At 64.1% G+C, this 18,634-nt stretch carries 14 protein-coding genes; 10 read left to right on the top strand and 4 right to left on the bottom strand.

The features are described from left to right. Nucleotides 1–8: 8 nt before the first annotated feature. Complete coding sequence (gene ubiG, locus ACFOW6_RS03885; RefSeq protein WP_382421027.1) at nucleotides 9–761, bottom strand: bifunctional 2-polyprenyl-6-hydroxyphenol methylase/3-demethylubiquinol 3-O-methyltransferase UbiG; 753 nt, start codon at nucleotides 759–761, stop codon at nucleotides 9–11. 140 nt (nucleotides 762–901) lie between these two features. Between ubiG and ACFOW6_RS03880 the strand changes: the two genes are divergently transcribed. From ACFOW6_RS03880 to ACFOW6_RS03840, 9 genes are all read left to right on the top strand, one after another. Beyond that, entirely contained in the window at nucleotides 902–2,125 is a 1,224-nt protein-coding gene (locus ACFOW6_RS03880; RefSeq protein ID WP_382421026.1) for an aspartate kinase, read from the top strand. Between the two features lie 53 nt (nucleotides 2,126–2,178). Continuing rightward, nucleotides 2,179–4,452 (top strand): phosphoenolpyruvate--protein phosphotransferase, encoded by a 2,274-nt coding sequence (ptsP, locus tag ACFOW6_RS03875; RefSeq protein WP_382421025.1) that lies wholly within the window; start codon nucleotides 2,179–2,181, stop codon nucleotides 4,450–4,452. Between the two features lie 198 nt (nucleotides 4,453–4,650). Further along, nucleotides 4,651–5,928 (top strand): RodZ domain-containing protein, encoded by a 1,278-nt coding sequence (locus ACFOW6_RS03870; protein WP_382421024.1) that lies wholly within the window; start codon nucleotides 4,651–4,653, stop codon nucleotides 5,926–5,928. A gap of 96 nt (nucleotides 5,929–6,024) precedes the next feature. Continuing rightward, nucleotides 6,025–7,155 carry a flavodoxin-dependent (E)-4-hydroxy-3-methylbut-2-enyl-diphosphate synthase gene (gene ispG / locus ACFOW6_RS03865; RefSeq protein WP_382421023.1) on the top strand — a complete coding sequence of 377 codons (1,131 nt, stop codon included), beginning with the start codon at nucleotides 6,025–6,027 and terminating at the stop codon, nucleotides 7,153–7,155. Between the two features lie 62 nt (nucleotides 7,156–7,217). Next, complete coding sequence (hisS, locus tag ACFOW6_RS03860; protein ID WP_382421022.1) at nucleotides 7,218–8,462, top strand: histidine--tRNA ligase; 1,245 nt, start codon at nucleotides 7,218–7,220, stop codon at nucleotides 8,460–8,462. Between the two features lie 49 nt (nucleotides 8,463–8,511). Continuing rightward, nucleotides 8,512–9,774, top strand: a complete 1,263-nt coding sequence (gene hemA / locus ACFOW6_RS03855) for a glutamyl-tRNA reductase (protein ID WP_382421021.1) — start codon at nucleotides 8,512–8,514, stop codon at nucleotides 9,772–9,774. Beyond that, entirely contained in the window at nucleotides 9,771–10,847 is a 1,077-nt protein-coding gene (prfA, locus tag ACFOW6_RS03850; RefSeq protein ID WP_382421020.1) for a peptide chain release factor 1, read from the top strand. The genes hemA and prfA overlap by 4 nt, the downstream gene beginning before the upstream one ends. Beyond that, entirely contained in the window at nucleotides 10,844–11,710 is an 867-nt protein-coding gene (prmC, locus tag ACFOW6_RS03845; RefSeq protein WP_382421019.1) for a peptide chain release factor N(5)-glutamine methyltransferase, read from the top strand. The genes prfA and prmC overlap by 4 nt, the downstream gene beginning before the upstream one ends. A 209-nt stretch (nucleotides 11,711–11,919) precedes the next feature. Further along, nucleotides 11,920–12,768 (top strand): DUF4167 domain-containing protein, encoded by an 849-nt coding sequence (locus tag ACFOW6_RS03840; protein ID WP_382421018.1) that lies wholly within the window; start codon nucleotides 11,920–11,922, stop codon nucleotides 12,766–12,768. Nucleotides 12,769–12,849: 81 nt separating this feature from the next. Here ACFOW6_RS03840 and ACFOW6_RS03835 read toward each other — a convergent pair whose 3' ends face one another. Beyond that, complete coding sequence (locus ACFOW6_RS03835) at nucleotides 12,850–13,611, bottom strand: MOSC domain-containing protein (RefSeq protein WP_382421017.1); 762 nt, start codon at nucleotides 13,609–13,611, stop codon at nucleotides 12,850–12,852. Between the two features lie 417 nt (nucleotides 13,612–14,028). On the opposite strand from ACFOW6_RS03835, the gene clpB reads away from it, so the two are divergent. Further along, on the top strand, nucleotides 14,029–16,626 hold the full coding sequence (gene clpB / locus ACFOW6_RS03830) for an ATP-dependent chaperone ClpB (RefSeq protein WP_382421016.1): 2,598 nt from the start codon (nucleotides 14,029–14,031) through the stop codon (nucleotides 16,624–16,626). 38 nt (nucleotides 16,627–16,664) lie between these two features. Here clpB and ACFOW6_RS03825 read toward each other — a convergent pair whose 3' ends face one another. Continuing rightward, nucleotides 16,665–17,984: a M23 family metallopeptidase gene (locus tag ACFOW6_RS03825; RefSeq protein ID WP_382421015.1), complete on the bottom strand. Its 1,320-nt coding sequence runs from the start codon at nucleotides 17,982–17,984 to the stop codon at nucleotides 16,665–16,667. Nucleotides 17,985–18,431: 447 nt separating this feature from the next. Further along, on the bottom strand, nucleotides 18,432–18,634 hold a 203-nt coding region (locus ACFOW6_RS03820; RefSeq protein ID WP_382421014.1), incomplete at its 5' end, for a hypothetical protein.

Below are 18,634 nucleotides of genomic sequence, written 5' to 3'. Positions count from 1 at the left end.
CCCTGCGGTCATCCCTTCTTCTGAGCGAACAGCAGGTAGTTGACGTCCAGGTCGCGCCGGGACAGGCGCCAGCTGTCGTTGAGCGGATTGTAGACCAGTCCGGAGAGCTCCTCGGCCTCGATTCCCACGTCCCGCAGGTACCTGCAGACTTCCGAGGGTTTCAGGAAACGGCGCCAGTCATGGGTGCCGCGCGGCAGCCAGCGCAGAAGGTACTCGGCCCCCACGATCGCCATCATGAAGGACTTGGGGGTGCGGCTGAGAGTCGAGAGGACAAAGGCGCCGCCTGTGCGCAGAAGCTCCGAGCAGGCGGCCAGGAAAGCCTCCACGTCGGCCACATGCTCCACGATCTCCAGGGCAAGAACCATGTCGAAGCTGGCTCCGGACGCCGCCAGCTCCTCGGCCGTGATGCAGCGGTAGTCGATTTCGAGACCGCTTTCCTCGGCATGCAGGCGCGCCACGGCGATGTTCTTCTCTCCGGCGTCGATTCCGGTCACCTCGGCGCCCAGCCGGGCCAGCGGCTCGCAAAGCAGCCCGCCGCCGCAGCCGATGTCGAGCACGCGCAGGCCCTTGAGGGGCTGTGGGTCCGCTCTGTCACGGCCGAAGTGTGCGCAGGCCTGATCGCGGATGAAGGCCATGCGGGTCGGATTGAGCCGGTGGAGAGGGGCAAAGTCGCCATTCTCGTCCCACCAGGCGTCGGCCATGTCGGAAAACTTCTCGATCTCGGCGTGATCGACGGTCGAGCTGGTGTTGGCCCTGGTCATATGGCTGCTCCGGAAAGAATAATTCCTGCATCCGCTTGCGTGCGACGATGCGGATAAAGTATGGATAGCGCATGTCCGCTCGGCAACCTCGCGGGTGCCGGTATTGACGGTTTCTTTTCCCGACAAGGTTAGAGAGAACGATGGCTTGCATCGTTATGAAATTCGGCGGCACCTCGGTCGCCGATATCGAAAGGATAAGGCATGTCGCGACCCGGGTGAAGCGCGAGGTCGATGCCGGTCATAGCGTGGCGGTGGTGGTCTCGGCCATGGCGGGCGCGACCAACCAGCTCGTGGAGAACGTACGCTCCGCCGCGCGCCTCTATGACCTGCGCGAATACGATGCCATCGTCTCGTCGGGGGAGAACGTCACGGCCGGCCTCCTGTCGGTCATCCTGCAGGACATGGGGGTTGCCGCACGCTCCTGGCAGGGCTGGCAGATCCCGATCGTCACGGACGAGGCCCACGGCTCAGCCCGGATACTCGAGATCCGCAGCGAGGAGCTGCGGCATCGCCTGGAGAACGGCGAGGTTGCCGTGGTCGCCGGTTTCCAGGGCCTGGAGCCGAACCGCAATCGTATCACGACCCTGGGCCGCGGCGGTTCGGACACCTCGGCCGTGGCACTGGCCGCGGCCCTGAAGGCCGATCGCTGCGATATCTATACCGATGTCGATGGTGTATATACCAGCGATCCACGAATCGTGAAGGGCGCGCGCAAACTCGATAGGGTGACCTACGAGGAAATGCTGGAAATGGCGTCCCAGGGGGCCAAGGTGCTGCAGACGCGCTCGGTCGAGATGGCCATGAAGCACCATGTGCCGGTCCAGGTGCGCTCCACGTTCGAGGAGAGGCCCGGGACGCTGGTTGTAGATGAGGAAGAGATCGTGGAAAAGGCAGTCGTCAGCGGAGTAACCTACAGCCGGGATGAAGCGAAGATCACGCTGCGCAACGTCCCGGATCGCCCCGGCGTCGCGGCGTCGATTTTCGGGCCTCTGGCCGACTCGGCCATCAATGTTGATATGATCGTTCAGAACATATCTCCTGATACCAAGACGACCGACATGACCTTCACGGTAAGCCGCAGCGACCTGGACCGGGCCGTCGGGGTGCTGGAGAGCCGGCGTGACGAGCTTGGCTATGCAGATCTTTCGGCCGAAGAGGATGTGGTCAAGGTCTCCGTCATCGGTGTCGGCATGCGCAGCCACGCCGGCGTGGCACAGCAGATGTTCCAGGCACTGGCGTCCCGGGGCATCAACATACAGGTAATCACGACCTCCGAGATCAAGGTCAGCGTCCTGATCGAAGAGGCCTTTCTTGAGCTGGCCTTGCGCAGCCTGCATACGGCTTACGGTCTCGACGCTACCTAGCGTCCGTAGCGTTTTCGCAGGTTACGTCAGGCCGGGAAGCGGGAGTCGGACCGATGTCGCCGCAGTCAACCGGTTGGGGAGGGTCGCGCAGACTGCTGAGGCAGGTGCGCGATCTCATGCAGAGCGGTGGTCACTGGCAGGACCGCCTCGACAGGCTCGTGCGCCTGATCGCCGACGACATGGTGGCCGAGGTCTGCTCGCTCTACGTGCTGCGCGCCGGCGAGGTCTTGGAGCTCTTCGCGACCTGGGGGTTGCGCCCGGAAGCCGTGCACCGCACACGCCTGCGTATGGGCGAGGGCATCGTCGGCGAGGTCGCCCTGACAGGCCGGGCCCTGTCCCTGCCGGAGGCCCAGGAGCACCCGAACTTCGCCTATCGGCCGGAAACCGGCGAGGAAGTCTATCATTCCATGCTGGGCGTGCCCCTGCTGCGCGAAGGGCGCGTCATCGGTGTCCTTGCCGTTCAGAACAAGACCCGACGCAGCTACACCGAGGACGAGATTGAGACTCTGGAAATCGTGGCCATGGTGCTGGTGGAGTTGATCGGCGGCGCAGGCCTGATCGGCGAGGAGGAGGAGCGCCATACCGACAGCACCACCACGCTGCCCCTGCGGCTCAGTGGCATCACCCTGCACGAGGGCGTCGCCATGGGTGAAGCCGTCTCCCACGAACGCGGGATCGTGATCAAGCAGATCGTGGCCGAAGACGTCGGCGGCGAGCTGCAGCGGCTGGATCACTCCCTGCACGAGATGCTGGGGGCGCTGGACAACCTGCTGGAACGCAGCGAACTTGCGGAATCCGGCGAACATCGCGAGGTGCTGGAGACCTACCGCATGTTCGCGGCGGACCGCGGCTGGATCGAACGCCTGCGCGAGGCCGTGCGGGGCGGTCTGACCGCCGAAGCCGCCGTGCAACGGGTGCAGAAGGACATGCGCACGCGCATGTCGAAGGTCCGCGATCCCTATATCCGCGAGCGTTACTCGGACATGGAGGACCTGGGCAACCGGCTTCTCCACCACCTGCTGGGCGCGGAAGGCTCGGCGGAGGCCAATGACCTGCCGGACGACATGATCCTGGTCGCCCGCACCCTGGGGCCGGCCGAACTGCTCGATTACGATCCGGCCCGGTTGCGTGGCGTGGTACTCGAGGAGGGCGGCCCGACCGCCCATGTGGCGATCGTGGCACGGGCGCTTGGTATCCCCATGCTGGGGCGCTGCCCGGATCTTCTCAGCCTGGTGCGGCCCGGCGACTTCATGATCCTGGACGGGGATCACGGCCAGGTCCTGCTGCGGCCTCGGCTCAGCGTGCGCGAGCATTTCGCGGATGCCATCGAGGTCCGTGAGCAGCGCCGCGCCCTCTTTGCGTACAATCGGGACCTGCCCTCGGAGACGAAGGACGGCACCCGCGTCAGCCTGCAGGTCAACGCCGGCCTGCTGCTTGACATTTCCCAGGCCCATGACTGCGGCGCGGAGGGGATCGGGCTATATCGCACCGAGGTGCCGTTTATGGTCCGGGAGGCCTTTCCCGACGTGCCGACGCAGACCGAGTTCTATGACCGGGTGCTGACCCTCGCCGAGGACAAGCCGGTGACCTTCCGCACCCTGGATATCGGTGGCGACAAGGCGCTGCCGTACTGGGGTGGGACGCCGGACGAGAATCCCGTCATGGGCTGGCGTGCGATCCGGATCGGCCTGGATCGTCCCGCCATGCTGCGTCGGCAGCTGCGGGCCTTCCTGAAAGCATCCGAAAAGCGGCATCTGCGCCTGATGTTTCCGATGATCAGCGATGTCAGCGAACTGACCCGCGCCCGGAATCTGCTCGACCGCGAGATGGAGCGGCATCTGCAGAACGGCGGCAGTGAGCCTGCCCGGCTCGAGGTCGGGGCCATGCTGGAGGTGCCGGCCCTGGCGTGGCAGCTCCCGGCCCTGTTCGAACGCAGCGACTTCGTCTCCCTGGGCAGCAACGACCTTTTCCAGTTCTTCTTTGCCAGCGACCGCGGAAATCCCAGGCTGGCACGGCGTTACGACGTGCTCTCACCGCCGGCCCTGAACTTCCTGAAGGGCGTGATGCGCCAGGCCGACGAGGCGGGAGCGCAGATTTCCCTCTGCGGCGAGATGGCGGGACATCCGCTGGAAGCGCTGGCGGCGCTGGGATGCGGATTTCGCATTCTCTCCATGCCTCCTGCCTCCGTCGGCCAGATCCGAACCATGATCCGCAGCCTGGATCTGGCGGAACTGGAGGAATTCATCGACGATCTGGTGGTCCGGCCCGACCACAGCGTGCGGGAGGTCTTGCGCGGCTATGCCATCGACCACGGTATTTCAATCTGAAGGTATTTCGCTATGATTAAGTCATTTGCTGTTTGCTGCGGGGATTTGTTAGAAACCAATGTGAAGAGTCGCGACTTATCTGACCGGGACACATAGGAATCTGCCCCGGCCGGCCTCTTTAACCTTATGCGAGGCGGGCATCCCGTCTGTCTCCGAAAGACACGGTTGCAATAAGCACAGATGGCGCAAAACGACGGTATGCGAGGACCCTCCCCTCATCCCGAGTACGACGATGGCGATTGGCGATATCCTGAGCCGGCGGTTTCCGAGACACTGAGGCACGTGCGCGAAGAGCTGGGGCACGAGCTGCGGGATGTCAGCAAGGAGTTGCGCATACGCTATGACTATCTCCTGGCCATCGAGGAGGGACGCTACGACGATTTGCCGGGTGCCACCTATGCCATCGGCTTCGTGCGCAGCTATGCCGAATATCTCGGGCTGGATTCCGACGACATGGTCCAGCGCTTCAAGGCCGAGGTTCGCGATCTTGCCGCCGCATCCCAGGACCTCAGCTTCCCGGCACCCAAGCCGGAAGGACGCATCCCCGGCATTGCACTGGTCCTGATCTCCGTCCTGCTGATCGCGCTGGTCTATGGAGCCTGGTATCTCTGGAACGACCAGGGGCGCCCCTACGTGGAGCTCCTGCCCGGGGTTTCGGAGCAGGAGAGCTTGTCCGGTGAGACGGAGAGCGCCGCCGGACCGGAGGGCGACTCCGAGCCTCTCGGCGAGGATGCAGAGCCCGCGGACGGGGAGACGACCGCCTTCGAAACCGCGTCTCCGGATGCGCAGGAGGTGCCGGCGGACTCCGGGCTGGCGGACGACGACGCGTCCGAGGCGGCCGAGGGCGAAGGAGATGGTGAAGTTGCCCCGACGCCCGACGAGCCGTCGGGCGCCCAGGCGGACGACGCTTCCCCGGAGGAACCGGCGACCGAGGAGCCCGCATCCGAAGATCTCGCCGCGGATAATACGGGCGAGGAGCTGCCAGAGACCGCAGAAGGGCCAGAGACTGCGGAAGGGACGGCGGATGCTGCGGAACAGGAAAGCGAGCAGGCAGCCCTGCCCGAGGACGACAGTCCAGCCGAGACAGGTGCCGAGGAGACCGGTGAAGACAACGACATTCCCGAGCTGCCGGGATCCGAAGAGGATGGGGCGGAGGAAACGCAACCCGAAACGGCCTCCGGCCGCGTCTATGGTGAAGACAACGAGGATGCGCGCATTGTCCTGGAGGCCACCTCGGACAGCTGGGTCCAGATCCGTGACGCCCAGGGAGAGCTGGTCTTCACGCGTGTCCTGCGCGCGGGCGAGAGCTATCTCGTGCCCGACCAGGACGGCATGACCCTGTTGACGGGCAATGCCGGAGGGCTGGACATTCGCGTGGACGGCAGCGCGATCCCGTCACTCGGGGGCATGGGCACCGTGCGCCGGGATGTGCCTTTGGATCCCCAGCAGTTGACCTCCGGGACGTTGCAGCAGTAGGCAGGGCCAAGCCTGCGATCTTGAAGTCCGGACGCTGGAAGGGCATCTTCCGAGTATGCTTTCCACTGCCGCTATAGCCCGAGGAGCCGGTCGGTCATGAGTGTGCGGCCCTATCGCGATATCCAGAGACGGAAATCCCGCCAGATCCACGTCGGCAAGGTGCCCGTCGGCGGGGATGCCCCCATCACCGTGCAGTCGATGACCAATACGGCCACCACGGACGTTGCGGGCACGATCGACCAGATCCGCCAGCTCGAGGTCGCGGGCGCAGACATCGTGCGTGTGTCCTGCCCCGATGCCGACTCCTCCGCAGCCCTGCGCGAGATCGTGCCGGAGGTGACGGTTCCCATCGTTGCCGACATCCATTTCCACTATAAACGTGCCATCGAGGCGGCGGAGAACGGGGCGGCCTGCCTGCGTTTCAATCCGGGCAACATCGGTTCGCGCGAACGGATCCAGGAAGTGGTGCGGGCGGCCCGCGACAACGGCTGCTCGATCCGGATCGGCGTGAATGCCGGCTCGCTGGAACGCTCCCTGCTGGAGCGCTATGGCGAGCCCTGTCCGGAGGCCATGGTGGAAAGCGCGCTCAATCACGCCAAGGCGCTGGAAGACGAGGATTTCCTGGAGTTCAAGATCTCCTGCAAGGCCTCGGACAACTTCCTGGCCGTTGCGGCCTATCAGCAGCTGGCCGAAGCCACCGATGCGCCGCTGCATATCGGGATTACCGAGGCGGGCGGCCTGCGTGGCGGTACGGTCAAGTCCTCGGTGGGACTGGGGATGCTGCTCTGGTCCGGCATCGGCGATACGCTGCGGGTTTCCCTCTCCGCCGATCCGGTGGAAGAGGTGAAGGTCGGCTTCGAGCTCCTGAAGTCCCTCAACCTGCGCCACAGGGGCGTCAACGTGATTTCCTGTCCCTCCTGCGCGCGGCAGCAGTTCGATGTCATCAAGACGGTCGAGGTGCTAGAGGAGCGGTTGGCTCACATCACCACCCCGATGACGGTCTCCGTCATCGGCTGCGTCGTGAACGGGCCGGGCGAAGCCACCATGACCGATATCGGCTTTACCGGTGGCGGGCGCGGCACCCATCAGGTCTATATCCAGGGACAGCCCCACCATCGCCTGCAGAATGCCGATATCGTTGACCATCTGGTCGAACTGGTGGAAAAGAAGGCCGCCGAGATCGAGGCCGAGAAGCAGGACGCGCAGCATCAGACGGCAGCTGAATAGCATCGCCCTGGCGCAGACCGCCCCTGTTCGTCCCCATTCGACAGAAACCAGGAACAAGAAACGTGTCGACCCTGCAGCCTGTACGCGGAACCCATGACCTGCTGCCCGAGGAGATGCGCCGTCACCGTGCGGTGATCGAGCGCGCGCGTGGCGTCGCCGAGCGCTACGGTTTCGAGGAAATCGCAACCCCGATTTTCGAATTCACCGATGTCTTCAAGCGCACGCTTGGGGATACCTCGGACATCGTGACCAAGGAAATGTACAGCTTCTCCCTGAAGGAGGGCGAGGAGATCACGCTGCGGCCCGAGAACACGGCCGGGGTGGCGCGCGCACTGATCTCCAACGGCCTGCACCAGAGCCTGCCGCTCAAGTACTTCTATTCCGGGCCGATGTTTCGTCACGAGCGCCCGCAGAAGGGCCGCCAGCGCCAGTTCCACCAGATCGGCGTCGAGTTGCTGGGTGCGCCGCAGCCCCAGGCGGACATCGAGGTGATCGCACTGGGCCGTCATATCCTGCAGGAGCTGGGTATCCTCCAGGACACGGTCCTGGAGCTGAATACCTTGGGCGACCTGGACAGCCGCAAGGCCTATCGCGCAGCACTGGTGAGCTATTTCGAGACGCGCCAGGACGAACTGAGCGAGGACAGCCGGATGCGTCTGACACGCAATCCCCTGCGAATCCTCGATTCCAAGGATGAAGGCGATCGCAGGGTGGTTGAGGATGCCCCCGCATTCGAGGCGTACCTCAACGAGACCAGCCGCGATTTCTTCGCGCAGGTCTGCCGCGGCCTGGATGCCCTGGAGATTCCCTACACGCTGAATTCGCGCCTGGTGCGCGGTCTGGACTACTACAGTCACACGGCCTTCGAGTTCACCAGCGACCGTCTGGGCGCCCAGAGCGCCGTGGTCGCCGGCGGCCGCTATGATGGACTTGTGGAGACCATGGGCGGTCCCTCGACACCTGGAATCGGCTGGGCGGCCGGAATCGAACGCCTGGCCATGCTGGTCCGTGACGTTGACTCGCCTCCTCGCCCGGTGGCCGTGATTCCCGTGGGCGACGCATCGGAGGCGACGGCGCTGAAACTGACGCAGGATCTGCGCCATCAGGGGTTTGCCGTGGAGCTCGGCTATTCCGGCAACCTGAAGAAGCGCATGAAGCGGGCCAACCAGATGAATGCGCGGGCTGCCGTGATGATCGGCGAGGACGAACTGAAGGCCGGTGAAGCGACCCTGCGCGATCTCGACAGCGGCGCGCAGGAGACCCTGGCCCTGGATGCCATCGGCACGCGTTTGCGCGAACTTGTCTGAAGCCGACCCGAGCATGATGGTACGGCCACTTTTTTGCTAGCATGAGCGGATGCCCGATGACCTGATCCTTGTTGGCCTCAATCACCGCTCCGTCGACGGTCTGCTGCGCGAACAGCTCTTTCTCGAGAGCGAGAAACGCAGTCAGGCCCTGAGGGAGTTGCGTGGTCTGGGGGTCGAGCAGGCGTTGCTGCTGTCGACCTGTGACAGGATCGAAGTGGTGGTCGCCGGGCAAGACACTGCGGTCCCGGACGAGGCCGTTCTTGCCAGGATCGCCGCGTGGATCGGCGTGGGGCAGGAGGAGCTCCTGCCGCGCGCCTATTGCCTGAGAGGGACGGATGCCCTGCACCACCTCTTCGCCGTGACCGCAGCGCTCGACAGCCAGGTCCTGGGTGAGCCCTACGTCCTGGGACAGGTCAAGGAAAGCCATCGCCTCTCCGAGAGCCTGGGCATGTGCGGCCCCGGCCTGGACAAACCTCTTCAGGCCGCCTTCCGGGTGGCCAAGCGCGTGCGCAGCGAAACTTCCCTAGCCGAGCGGCCGGCCACGCTGGCGGCCTCGGCCCTGCGGGTGGCCCGCGATCTTTACGGGCGCCTCGAGGGCTGCAGCCTTCTGCTGATCGGCTCCGGCGAGATGGGGGAGGTCCTGGCCTCCGAATTCCGGGCAGCCGGAATGGAGAAGATCCTGGTGGCCCAGCGCCGGCCTGCCCTGGCCCGCGCAACGGCCGAGCGTCTGGCGGGACACTACCTGGACTGGACGGAGTGGGAGGCATCGCTGGAGACGGCCGATGTCGTGCTCTGCGCCAACGGCAACGGCCATTTCCTCGTGGATCGCCGCGCGGGGGAACGCCTGATGAAGCAGCGCCGGCGGCGGCCCCTGCTTTTCCTCGATACCGGCGTGCCCCGGGACATCGAGCCGGAGGTCAATGCCGTCGAGGGCGCGTTCGTCTATGACCTGCACGACCTGGAGCAGCGCGCCCGGGCCGGGCAGCAGGCTCGCGAGGAAGCAGCGACCCAAGCCTGGGGCATCCTGTCCGAGGAACTGGAGAGCTTCCAGCGCGAAGTGCACCCGGGCGGCGCGGACACGCCCGTGGTGGCCTTTCGCAGGCACTGCGAGGAATTGCGTGAAGAGGTGCTGGCCGATGGAAGGCTTGACGCGGAGGCCGCAACGCGCTTGTTGCTGAACCGCCTCCTGCATGAGCCGAGCCGGACGCTGCGGGAGATGGCGTCCGAGAGTCCGGAGGAGAAGGCGCAACTGGAACGATTTCTGGAAAGACTTTTCCGGATCGATACCGGGAAGGGGAAGAACGACAGGTGAGACTGGACGAGAATCTGAAGCAGGTCGCCGCACGGCACCGGGAACTGACTGCCCTGCTGAGCGACCATCCCGATCCGGGGTCCGAGGCCTATACCAAGCTGTTGCGTGAGTTCCATGAGCTGACGCCCCTGGTGGAGAAGATGGATTCGCTGGAGGCGCAGCGGCGCGAGCTGGCCGACCTGGACAGCCTTCGCCAGGACAGCACCGCCGAGAGCGAGATGCGGGAGCTGGCGGAACAGGAGTATTATGCGCTTCGCCAGCGCATAGAAGAGGCGGAGCACGAACTGATCCTGATGCTGCTGCCCAAGGATGCCGACGACAATCGCAACGTCATCCTGGAGGTGCGTGCCGGCACGGGCGGTGACGAAGCGGCACTTTTCGCCGGCGAGCTCTTCCGCATGTATCAGCGCTATGCCGACAGCCAGGGCTGGCGCTTCGAGACCCTGGACTATACCGAGACGGAGATCGGCGGCCTCAAGGAAGCCAGTGCTTCCATTTCCGGGCAGAACGTCTACAGCCAGCTGAAGTTCGAATCCGGCGTTCATCGGGTGCAGCGCGTGCCGGTCACGGAGTCGGGCGGTCGCATTCACACCTCGGCGGCCACCGTGGCCGTGCTGCCGGAGGCAGAGGAGGTGGACGTCCATATCGAGGACAAGGATCTGCGTGTTGATACCTTCCGCTCCCAGGGGGCTGGCGGCCAGCATGTGAACACCACGGATTCGGCGGTTCGGATCACCCACATGCCCAGCGGGATCGTGGTGCAGTGTCAGGACGAGAAGTCACAGCACAAGAATCGCCTGAAGGCCATGAAGGTGCTGCGGGCGCGGCTTTACGACGGCATGCGGCGCGAGCAGCAGGCGGCCGAGGCGGCCGCACGGCGCCAGCAGGTGGGGTCGGGCGATCGCTCCGAGCGTATCCGCACCTACAACTTCCCGCAGGGGCGGGTGACCGACCATCGCATCAACCTGACCCTCTACAAGCTGGAGAAGGTGATTTCCGGGGAAGCCCTGGGCGAGGTCATCGAGACCCTGATCTACGAGGACCAGGCGGCACGGCTGGCGGACTACCAGTGACCCGGGTCGGGCGCCTGCTGGACGAGGCGGCACGGCGTCTGCGCGAGAGCGGGTTCGCCAGCCCTCGCCGGGAGGCCAGGCTGTTGCTGGCCGGCGTTCTGGAGGTTCCTTCGGGCAAGCTGCTGGCCTATCCAGAACAGGAGGTTGCCCCGCGCGGCGAAAACGATTTCGGTGCCGCTCTGGAGCGGCGTCTTCAGGGCGAGCCGCTGTCCCGCATCCTGGGCCGGCGCGAGTTCTGGTCGCTGGAGTTCGAGATCACGCCGGCCGTCCTGGACCCGCGTCCCGACAGTGAAACCCTGATACAGGGTCTGCTGGCCCGTCTTTCAGAGCGGGAAGGTGAATGGTCCGTGTTGGACCTGGGCACGGGCAGCGGATGCCTCCTGTTGGCTATGCTGCACGAGCTGCCCCAGGCCCGGGGCATAGGCACGGACTGCAGTGAGGAGGCGCTCCTCGTGGCGCGCCGGAACGCGACTCGGCTGGGACTGGATGCGCGCTGCAGGTTTCTCTGTGCCGATTGGGGCGCTGCGTTGCAGGGGCCGTTCGATATTGTTCTCTGCAACCCCCCCTACATCGGCGAGGTGGAGCGCGCCGGTCTGCCGGTCGAAGTGGCGATGCACGATCCGGCCACGGCTCTCTTTGCCGGTCCGGATGGACTGGCGGCCTATCGAAGCCTCTCAGGGCAACTCCCTGATCTCGTTGGAAAAAATGGAATCGCGGCAGTGGAGATCGGTGCCGCTCAGGCCGAGGCGGTCGCGCGACTCTTCCGGCAGGCCGGGGCCGGTTCGGTGGAAGTGTTGCGCGATATTGCAGGACATCCGCGCTGCCTGTTGCTTTCCGGCTTTCCGCAATGCGCCGCGAATTAAAAAAAAGGTTGGAAAGCGCAGGCGAGGGAGATAGGGTGTTGCCCGAAGCTGATCGGGTCCAGCGCTTCGGCGCTGAACATCAGGGCGATAATCCCGAGACGTTCAATAGACATTAATGTTGAAGCGTCTTTCCCGGATTGTTTGAGATCATCGGGAATGAACGACCCGCTCGTGCAAAAAACACTATCCAACATGTGACGTACGCATCGATGAGACAAGGTAACAATCAACGGCGGGGCCGCGGACGCTCCGGGCGCCGCTCCAATGTGCCACTTCGCGCGCAGACCTTCGAAAGCGCCGGCCCTGAGGGCCGGGTGCGGGGGAACCCGACACAGGTCTACGAGAAGTACATGCAGTTGGCCAGGGATACGCAGGCGGCGGGAGACCGCGTGCTTGCCGAATCCTTCCAGCAGCACGCCGAGCACTATTACCGGATCCTGAACGAAAGCATGGATCCGGGCCAGCAGCGGACCCAGCCGCGCCAGAATGACGGCGACGATGCGGAAGACGGCGAGGGCGACTCCGATCAGGACGAGCGCAGTGACAGCCGTGACGGCAACGGACGAAGCAACAACCGCCGCAACAATGGGCGCAGCCGTTCCGAACGGGCCGCGGCCAAGGGCAGCGACAATGAGGACACGCAAGAGGCCTCGTCGTCTTCTGACGGCGAGAAGGGTGATACCGAAGAAAGCCCTGCCTCTTCTCCCAAGCGAAAGCCTGCTGCGCGCAACCAGAAAACAGGCAACGATCAGGACGAGGGCAGCGACAAGGCTGCGGCTCCGTCGCGCGGAAACGGGGCACGCCGTGGCCGTCCGCGCAAGAAGCCCGAAACCAGCGAGGCGGGCCAGTCCGACTCCGACAGTAGCGGAAACGAGGAAGAGGCCGGGCTTCTCAAGATCCTAGGCGAGTCCCCCAAGGAGGAAGGCAACGGCAGCGATGCCGGTTCCGGCAGCGACTCGGAAACGACCCAGCAGGACGAAGCACCCAAGCGCCGCCGCCGGCGTTCAACGGTTAGCAGCGACGAGACCAGCGGCGATTCGGGTCTGGTAACCTCCTGAATCGGCGTTGCAGCGAATCGCGACAGGGCCGCCGTCCCGCACCGGGGACGGCGGCCCTGTTTTTTTTCGGGCTGAACCGTCTTATTGAGTGAAGGGCTGTAGCCGGTCCCCCTGCTTGATGCGCCCACCTTCCAGGACGGTCAGCTGCAGGCCCACCTGCTGATGCATGAAACCCTTGCGCATGAGCAGCGGCAGGTTGATATCCCGCTGGGCTTCGCGCGGGTTCACATTGGCGCTGGCGGTGCATTCCAAGGGGGACGTAGCCTGCAGGACGGCATTTCCGAGGTGGAACCTGCTGCCCTGCCACTCGCGCTCCTCCCAGGGGTCGGCCCCCTCGATCCAGAGATTGGCGCGCAGCCGCTCAGGGTCCAGCTGCTGCCGTGCGACGCGCTCGATATCCTTCAGGGAAGACAGGTTGATCAGGCTTACCCAGTCGCTGGGAGCAAGGGCCTCCTCGCTTTCGATCAGGCGGGGCAGGCCGCGCCGGCTGTCGCCCAGGAAATCGGCAAAGAACTGACTGATCAGGCTGCGGCCCAGAGGGGTGTCGACCCGGGCCTGGGCCAGGGGGCGGCGCTGTCCGCTGCGCAGCAGCTGCAGCGTTTGCGTATCGTCGTCATAGTGCGCTTCCAGCTTCGCCAGGCGTTCCTCGTTCTCCAGGTCCAGGACGCTCATGGCGCTCGGCGACATATGATGGGGCAGGTTGTACCCGGCCGAGCCACGCGCAAGCGAAAAGAGCCGATCGCCAATCAGGCCCTTCTGGGGAGACAGGCGCGCGGACTCCAGGACCTGGGCCTTCAGGCCCTTGATGGGGTAGCGGTTGATGGCGGCAAGAGTGATTGTCATGGGTCCGGCCGGCTGACTGCTTGCGAGTTTCAATTCAACCGCCGGCGGTTCCCGCAATCAAGTGTCGGATGGAGCGAAATTTTTTCTGTAGATGATAATGAATTGCAGTTGCGTTACCCCGCCGAAGTTTACTATGCTCCACGCGTTGTTTGCGGCCGGTCGTCTTGCGGTCTCGTTGAAGTTCCTCAAGGCGATGACGGGCGTAGGCATCGATCTCTCCTGACCCTGCCCCCGCACAGTTTTCTGTGCGGGGGCTTTTTTTGCTGTGCGCAAGTCTTGTGGCGTTTTTGCAACGCACCATATATCGCTGGAGCGGTGATTGCCGTTGGAGATAAGGCGCACGCCTCTTAAGAGGGTGCGAAAAAGCAACAGAATCATCTGCGGGCTTGATAAGACGCAGAAGAGGAGAGTTTGAACATGGATCCTGAACAGTACACGGAACGCGCGCGCGGATTCCTGCAGGCGGCCCAGACCCTGGCCCTGCGCCGCGGGCATCAGCGACTGACCCCCGAACACCTCCTGAAAACCCTGCTGGACGACGAGGAAGGCCTGGCCGCGAACCTGATCAGCCAGGCCGGTGGTGACTCGCGCCTGGCCCGCAAGCATGTGGATGAGGCGCTGGAGAAATTGCCGAAGGTCGAAGGCTCAGGTGCCGGGCAGATTTATCTGACGCCGGAGCTGGCACGGGTTTTCGAACAGGCCGAGAAGCTGTCCGAGAAGGCCGGTGACAGTTTCGTCACCAGCGAGCGCCTGCTGCAGGCCCTGTCCATGGAGAAGGGGCAGGCCGCCGCCAAGGCCTTCGAGGCGGCCGGAGTCACACCGCAGGCCCTCAACAAGGCAATCGAGGAGATGCGCAAGGGGCGCACCGCCGACAGCGCCAATGCCGAGGACAGCTACGATGCCCTCAAGAAGTATGCCCGCGACCTGACACAGGCCGCCCGGGACAACAAGCTGGATCCGGTGATCGGCCGCGACGAAGAGATTCGCCGCACCATCCAGGTCCTCTCGCGGCGCACCAAGAACAACCCCGTCCTGATTGGCGAACCGGGTGTCGGCAAGACCGCCATCGCGGAAGGCCTGGCGCTTCGCATCGTCAACGGCGACGTTCCAGAGGGCCTGAAGCGCAAGCGCCTGATGTCCCTGGACCTCGGCTCCATGGTGGCCGGTGCCAAGTATCGCGGCGAGTTCGAGGAACGCCTCAAGGGGGTGCTGCAGGAGATCTCGGCCGCCGAGGGCGAGATCATCGTCTTCATCGACGAGCTGCACACCCTGATCGGCGCCGGCAAGACGGAAGGCGCGATGGACGCCTCCAACATGCTGAAGCCGGCCCTGGCTCGCGGTGACCTGCACTGTGTCGGCGCCACCACCCTGGACGAATACCGCAAGTACATCGAGAAGGATGCAGCCCTGGCTCGGCGCTTCCAGCCCGTATTCATTTCCGAGCCCAGCATCGAGGACACGGTCTCGATCCTGCGCGGGCTGAAGGAGAAGTACGAGGTGCACCATGGCGTGCGCATCAGTGACGCCGCCCTGGTGACGGCGGCCAACCTGTCCAGCCGCTACATCACGGACCGGTTCCTGCCGGACAAGGCCATCGACCTGGTGGACGAATCGGCGAGCCGTGTCCGCATGGAAGTCGATTCCAAGCCCGAGGAGCTGGACGAGTTGGACCGGCGCATCATCCAGCTGAAGATCGAGCAGACGGCCCTGCGCAAGGAGAAGGACAAGGCCTCTCGGGAGCGTCTCGAGAAGCTCGAGGACGAACTGGCGGAGCTGGAACGGCAGTCGAGTGAGCTGACCGAACGCTGGCAGAAGGAAAAGGGCAAGCTGGCTGACGCCCAGAAGCTGAAGGAGCAGCTGGAGCAGGCGCGCCAGGAGATCGAGACGGCCCAGCGGCGCGGTGACCTGGAGCGGGTGGCCGAGCTGCGCTACTCGATCGTGCCCGAGCTCGAGGGCAGGCTGGCCGAGGCGGAAGCCGATCCCGAGGAACAGATCCTGGAGGAGGAGGTGACCGCCGAGCACATCGCGTCGGTCGTCTCACGCTGGACCGGGATTCCGGTGGACAAGATGCTGGAAGGCGAGCGCGAGAAGCTGCTGAACATGGAATCGGCCCTGCGCAAGCGCGTGATAGGCCAGGAGGAGACCGTGATCTCGGTCTCCAATGCCGTGCGTCGGGCCCGCGCCGGCCTGCAGGATCCGAATCGGCCCATCGGTTCGTTCCTCTTCCTGGGGCCCACCGGTGTCGGCAAGACGGAGCTGACCAAGGCGCTGGCCTCGTTCCTGTTCGATGACGAGACGGCCCTGCTGCGCCTCGACATGTCGGAGTACATGGAAAAACATGCGGTGGCCCGCATGATCGGCGCGCCGCCCGGCTATGTTGGTTACGAGGAAGGCGGAGCGCTGACCGAGGCGGTGCGGCGCCGTCCCTATCAGGTGATTCTGTTCGACGAGGTCGAGAAGGCCCATCCGGATGTCTTCAACGTTCTGCTGCAGGTGCTGGATGACGGCCGCCTGACCGACGGCCAGGGACGTCACGTGGATTTCCGCAACACCCTGATCATCCTGACCTCCAACCTGGGCGCCGAGATCCTGGCCGCGCAGACGCCGGGCGAGGACAGTGCCGAGATGCGCGAGCAGGTCATGGAGGTGGTGCGCGGCGCCTTCCGGCCGGAGTTCCTGAACCGGCTGGACGAGATCCTGCTGTTCCATCGCCTGAGCCGCGAGCAGATGACCGGCATCGTCGATATCCAGCTGGCGCATTTGGAGAAACTGTTGGCCGAGCGCAAGATCAGGCTGGACGTGGACGAGAACGCCCGGGAATGGCTTGCCAATGCGGGGTACGACCCTGTCTACGGGGCCCGTCCGCTGCGGCGCGTCATCCAGAAGGAGCTGCAGAATCCGCTGGCCGAGCAGATTCTTCAGGGCAATGTCTCCGACGGTGACAGGGTACAGATCCGCACCCAGGACTCTGGCCTGACCATCAACGGCGAGCCCGCCCAGGCGGCAGCCGCCTGATCTCTATCGGGAAAGTGCGTGTAGAAGAGGCGGGGCCTTCAGCAGGAAGGCTCCGCCTCTTTCTTTGCGGTGTCGGCTTCCGGCTCGCAGTCTTCGCGACTGGCGAACTGAGTGGAGGTGTCGATGTCCTGCCGGCGCAGGTCGATCGCCTGCATGTGAGACTCGAAGTCTTCCAGTTCGCTTCCGGCCAGCTTGCGCCCGGTGGGCAGCTTGATGTCCGATGGATTGACGTGAGCGCCGTCCTGCAGGACCTCGTAGTGGAGGTGCGGGCCAGTGGACCGGCCGGTGCTGCCCACATAGCCGATGACGTCTCCCTGCTTTACGCGGGTGCCGGCCGTTATGCCCTTGGCCAGGCCGTTCAGGTGGGCATAGGCGGTCTGGTAGGAGTTGTTGTGGCGCAGACGGATGTAGTTGCCGTAGCTGCTGAAAGGCCCGGCCCTCTCGACGACGCCGTCGCCGGCGGCATAGATCGGTGTTCCGGTGGGCGCGGCGAAGTCGACGCCCTTGTGCATCTTGGTATAGCCCTGCGTGGGATGCTTGCGCATGCCATAGCCTGAGCTGACTCGAGCACCGTCGACTGGGGTCTTCATCAGGCCCTTGCGTGCCGACTGGCCCTCGCTGTTGAAATAGTCGACATCCCCGTCGCCCGTCTCGTAGCGATAGTAGGACAGGTCCTCGCCGCCAGTCTTCAGTGAGACGTAGAGAATCTCGCCGGTCTTGACGACCTCGCCCTTCTCGTTGGTGTAGCTCTCGTAGAGCAGCTCGAATTCGTCGCCTCTCTGGATATCCCGCTGGAAATCCACGTCGAAGCTCAGCGTGCGCACGGCGTCGGAGAGGACGTTGTAGGGCACGCGATCCTTGCTGGCGGCCTCGAACAGGCTGGTCGTGATCGTTCCGTTGGCGCTGGAATCGACCATTTCAAAGGTGCGTTCGTGAGTCCGGGTCGCATACTTGTCGGCATCCGTTTTCTGGACTTCCACTTCCTCGTCCACGTTGGGACTGAGGCTGAGGGAAACCAGTTCAGGCGGCGCATCGGAGGCTTCGATGCTGTAGAGACCGCGGCTCTCCGGCTTGAATGCGAGCTTGACCTCTTGTCCCACCCGCAGGTCACGTGGGCTGAAGACCTCCTTCAGAGCCTCGATGGCACGATAGGCTTCCTTCTGGCTGACGCCTGTCTCGGTCAACAGCTTCGTCAGGGTGTCTCCGCTCTCGACCGTGACCGTCAGGGTTTTCTGCTGCAGCAGTTCGGCATTGTCCTCCTGGCCAACCAGGCCGGAAAGATAGACCACCTGCTGGAAGGGATCGACGTTCTTTTCGAGATCTGTGGGAGGAGAGGGAGGATTTGGGCGGCTGCCCACGTCTGTGATGACTGTGAAAGTGCCAAGCGCCAGTGTCAGTGCTGTTGTTCCGGCTAGAAGCGACAGACGCCATGTTGTGGCGAATCTGCGTGTTCTCTGCCTGCCGTGTCGCATTCGGCCACGTGCTCCCCGATTTGAATCTGCCCCGCCTCAGCACAGCCCCAGGAATAAACAAGGCGAGCTGAGTTTTACGCGGGAGGTATGTCTTCCAGGCATGGCCCCTGCCTTAGCCTTGCAAAGGACAATGTCCGCACGGATTCTGAATGTCAATGGTTAATACATCCATAAACCACCGAGCTGTCCCACTCAAGTTGCTGTGAATCATCGATTCTCAACCTTGCTTGGCGGGTTGTTCGATTGAGTCGGGACGGGGGTTTTGCGGTCGCGAAAGAAATTCGTAACAAAGGGTTTGACAGTCCCCGGGCAGTGGAGCTATACCCCGCAACCTCAGCGCAGCGACGGCGTCGGCCGATCCGCTGCGGAGGCCTTCACAAAACGGATATCCATCCGGACGAGCGAAGCCTCGGCTCTTTGACATTGTTGATTGTTATTGGAAGGGATACGCGGACGGCGGTTTTGCGAGCTGTTTTGGCTTGGGCCGTTGTTCGAGATGCGTATCCTGGCTTTAAGCCCTCTGGGGGATTTTGGTC

The sequence above is a fragment of the Fodinicurvata halophila genome, assembly GCF_042651425.1.
GTDB classification, from domain to species: domain Bacteria; phylum Pseudomonadota; class Alphaproteobacteria; order Kiloniellales; family DSM-21159; genus Fodinicurvata; species Fodinicurvata halophila.
The sequence above is the reverse complement of the archived record's forward strand: the minus strand, read 5'-3'. Positions and strand labels throughout refer to the sequence as shown.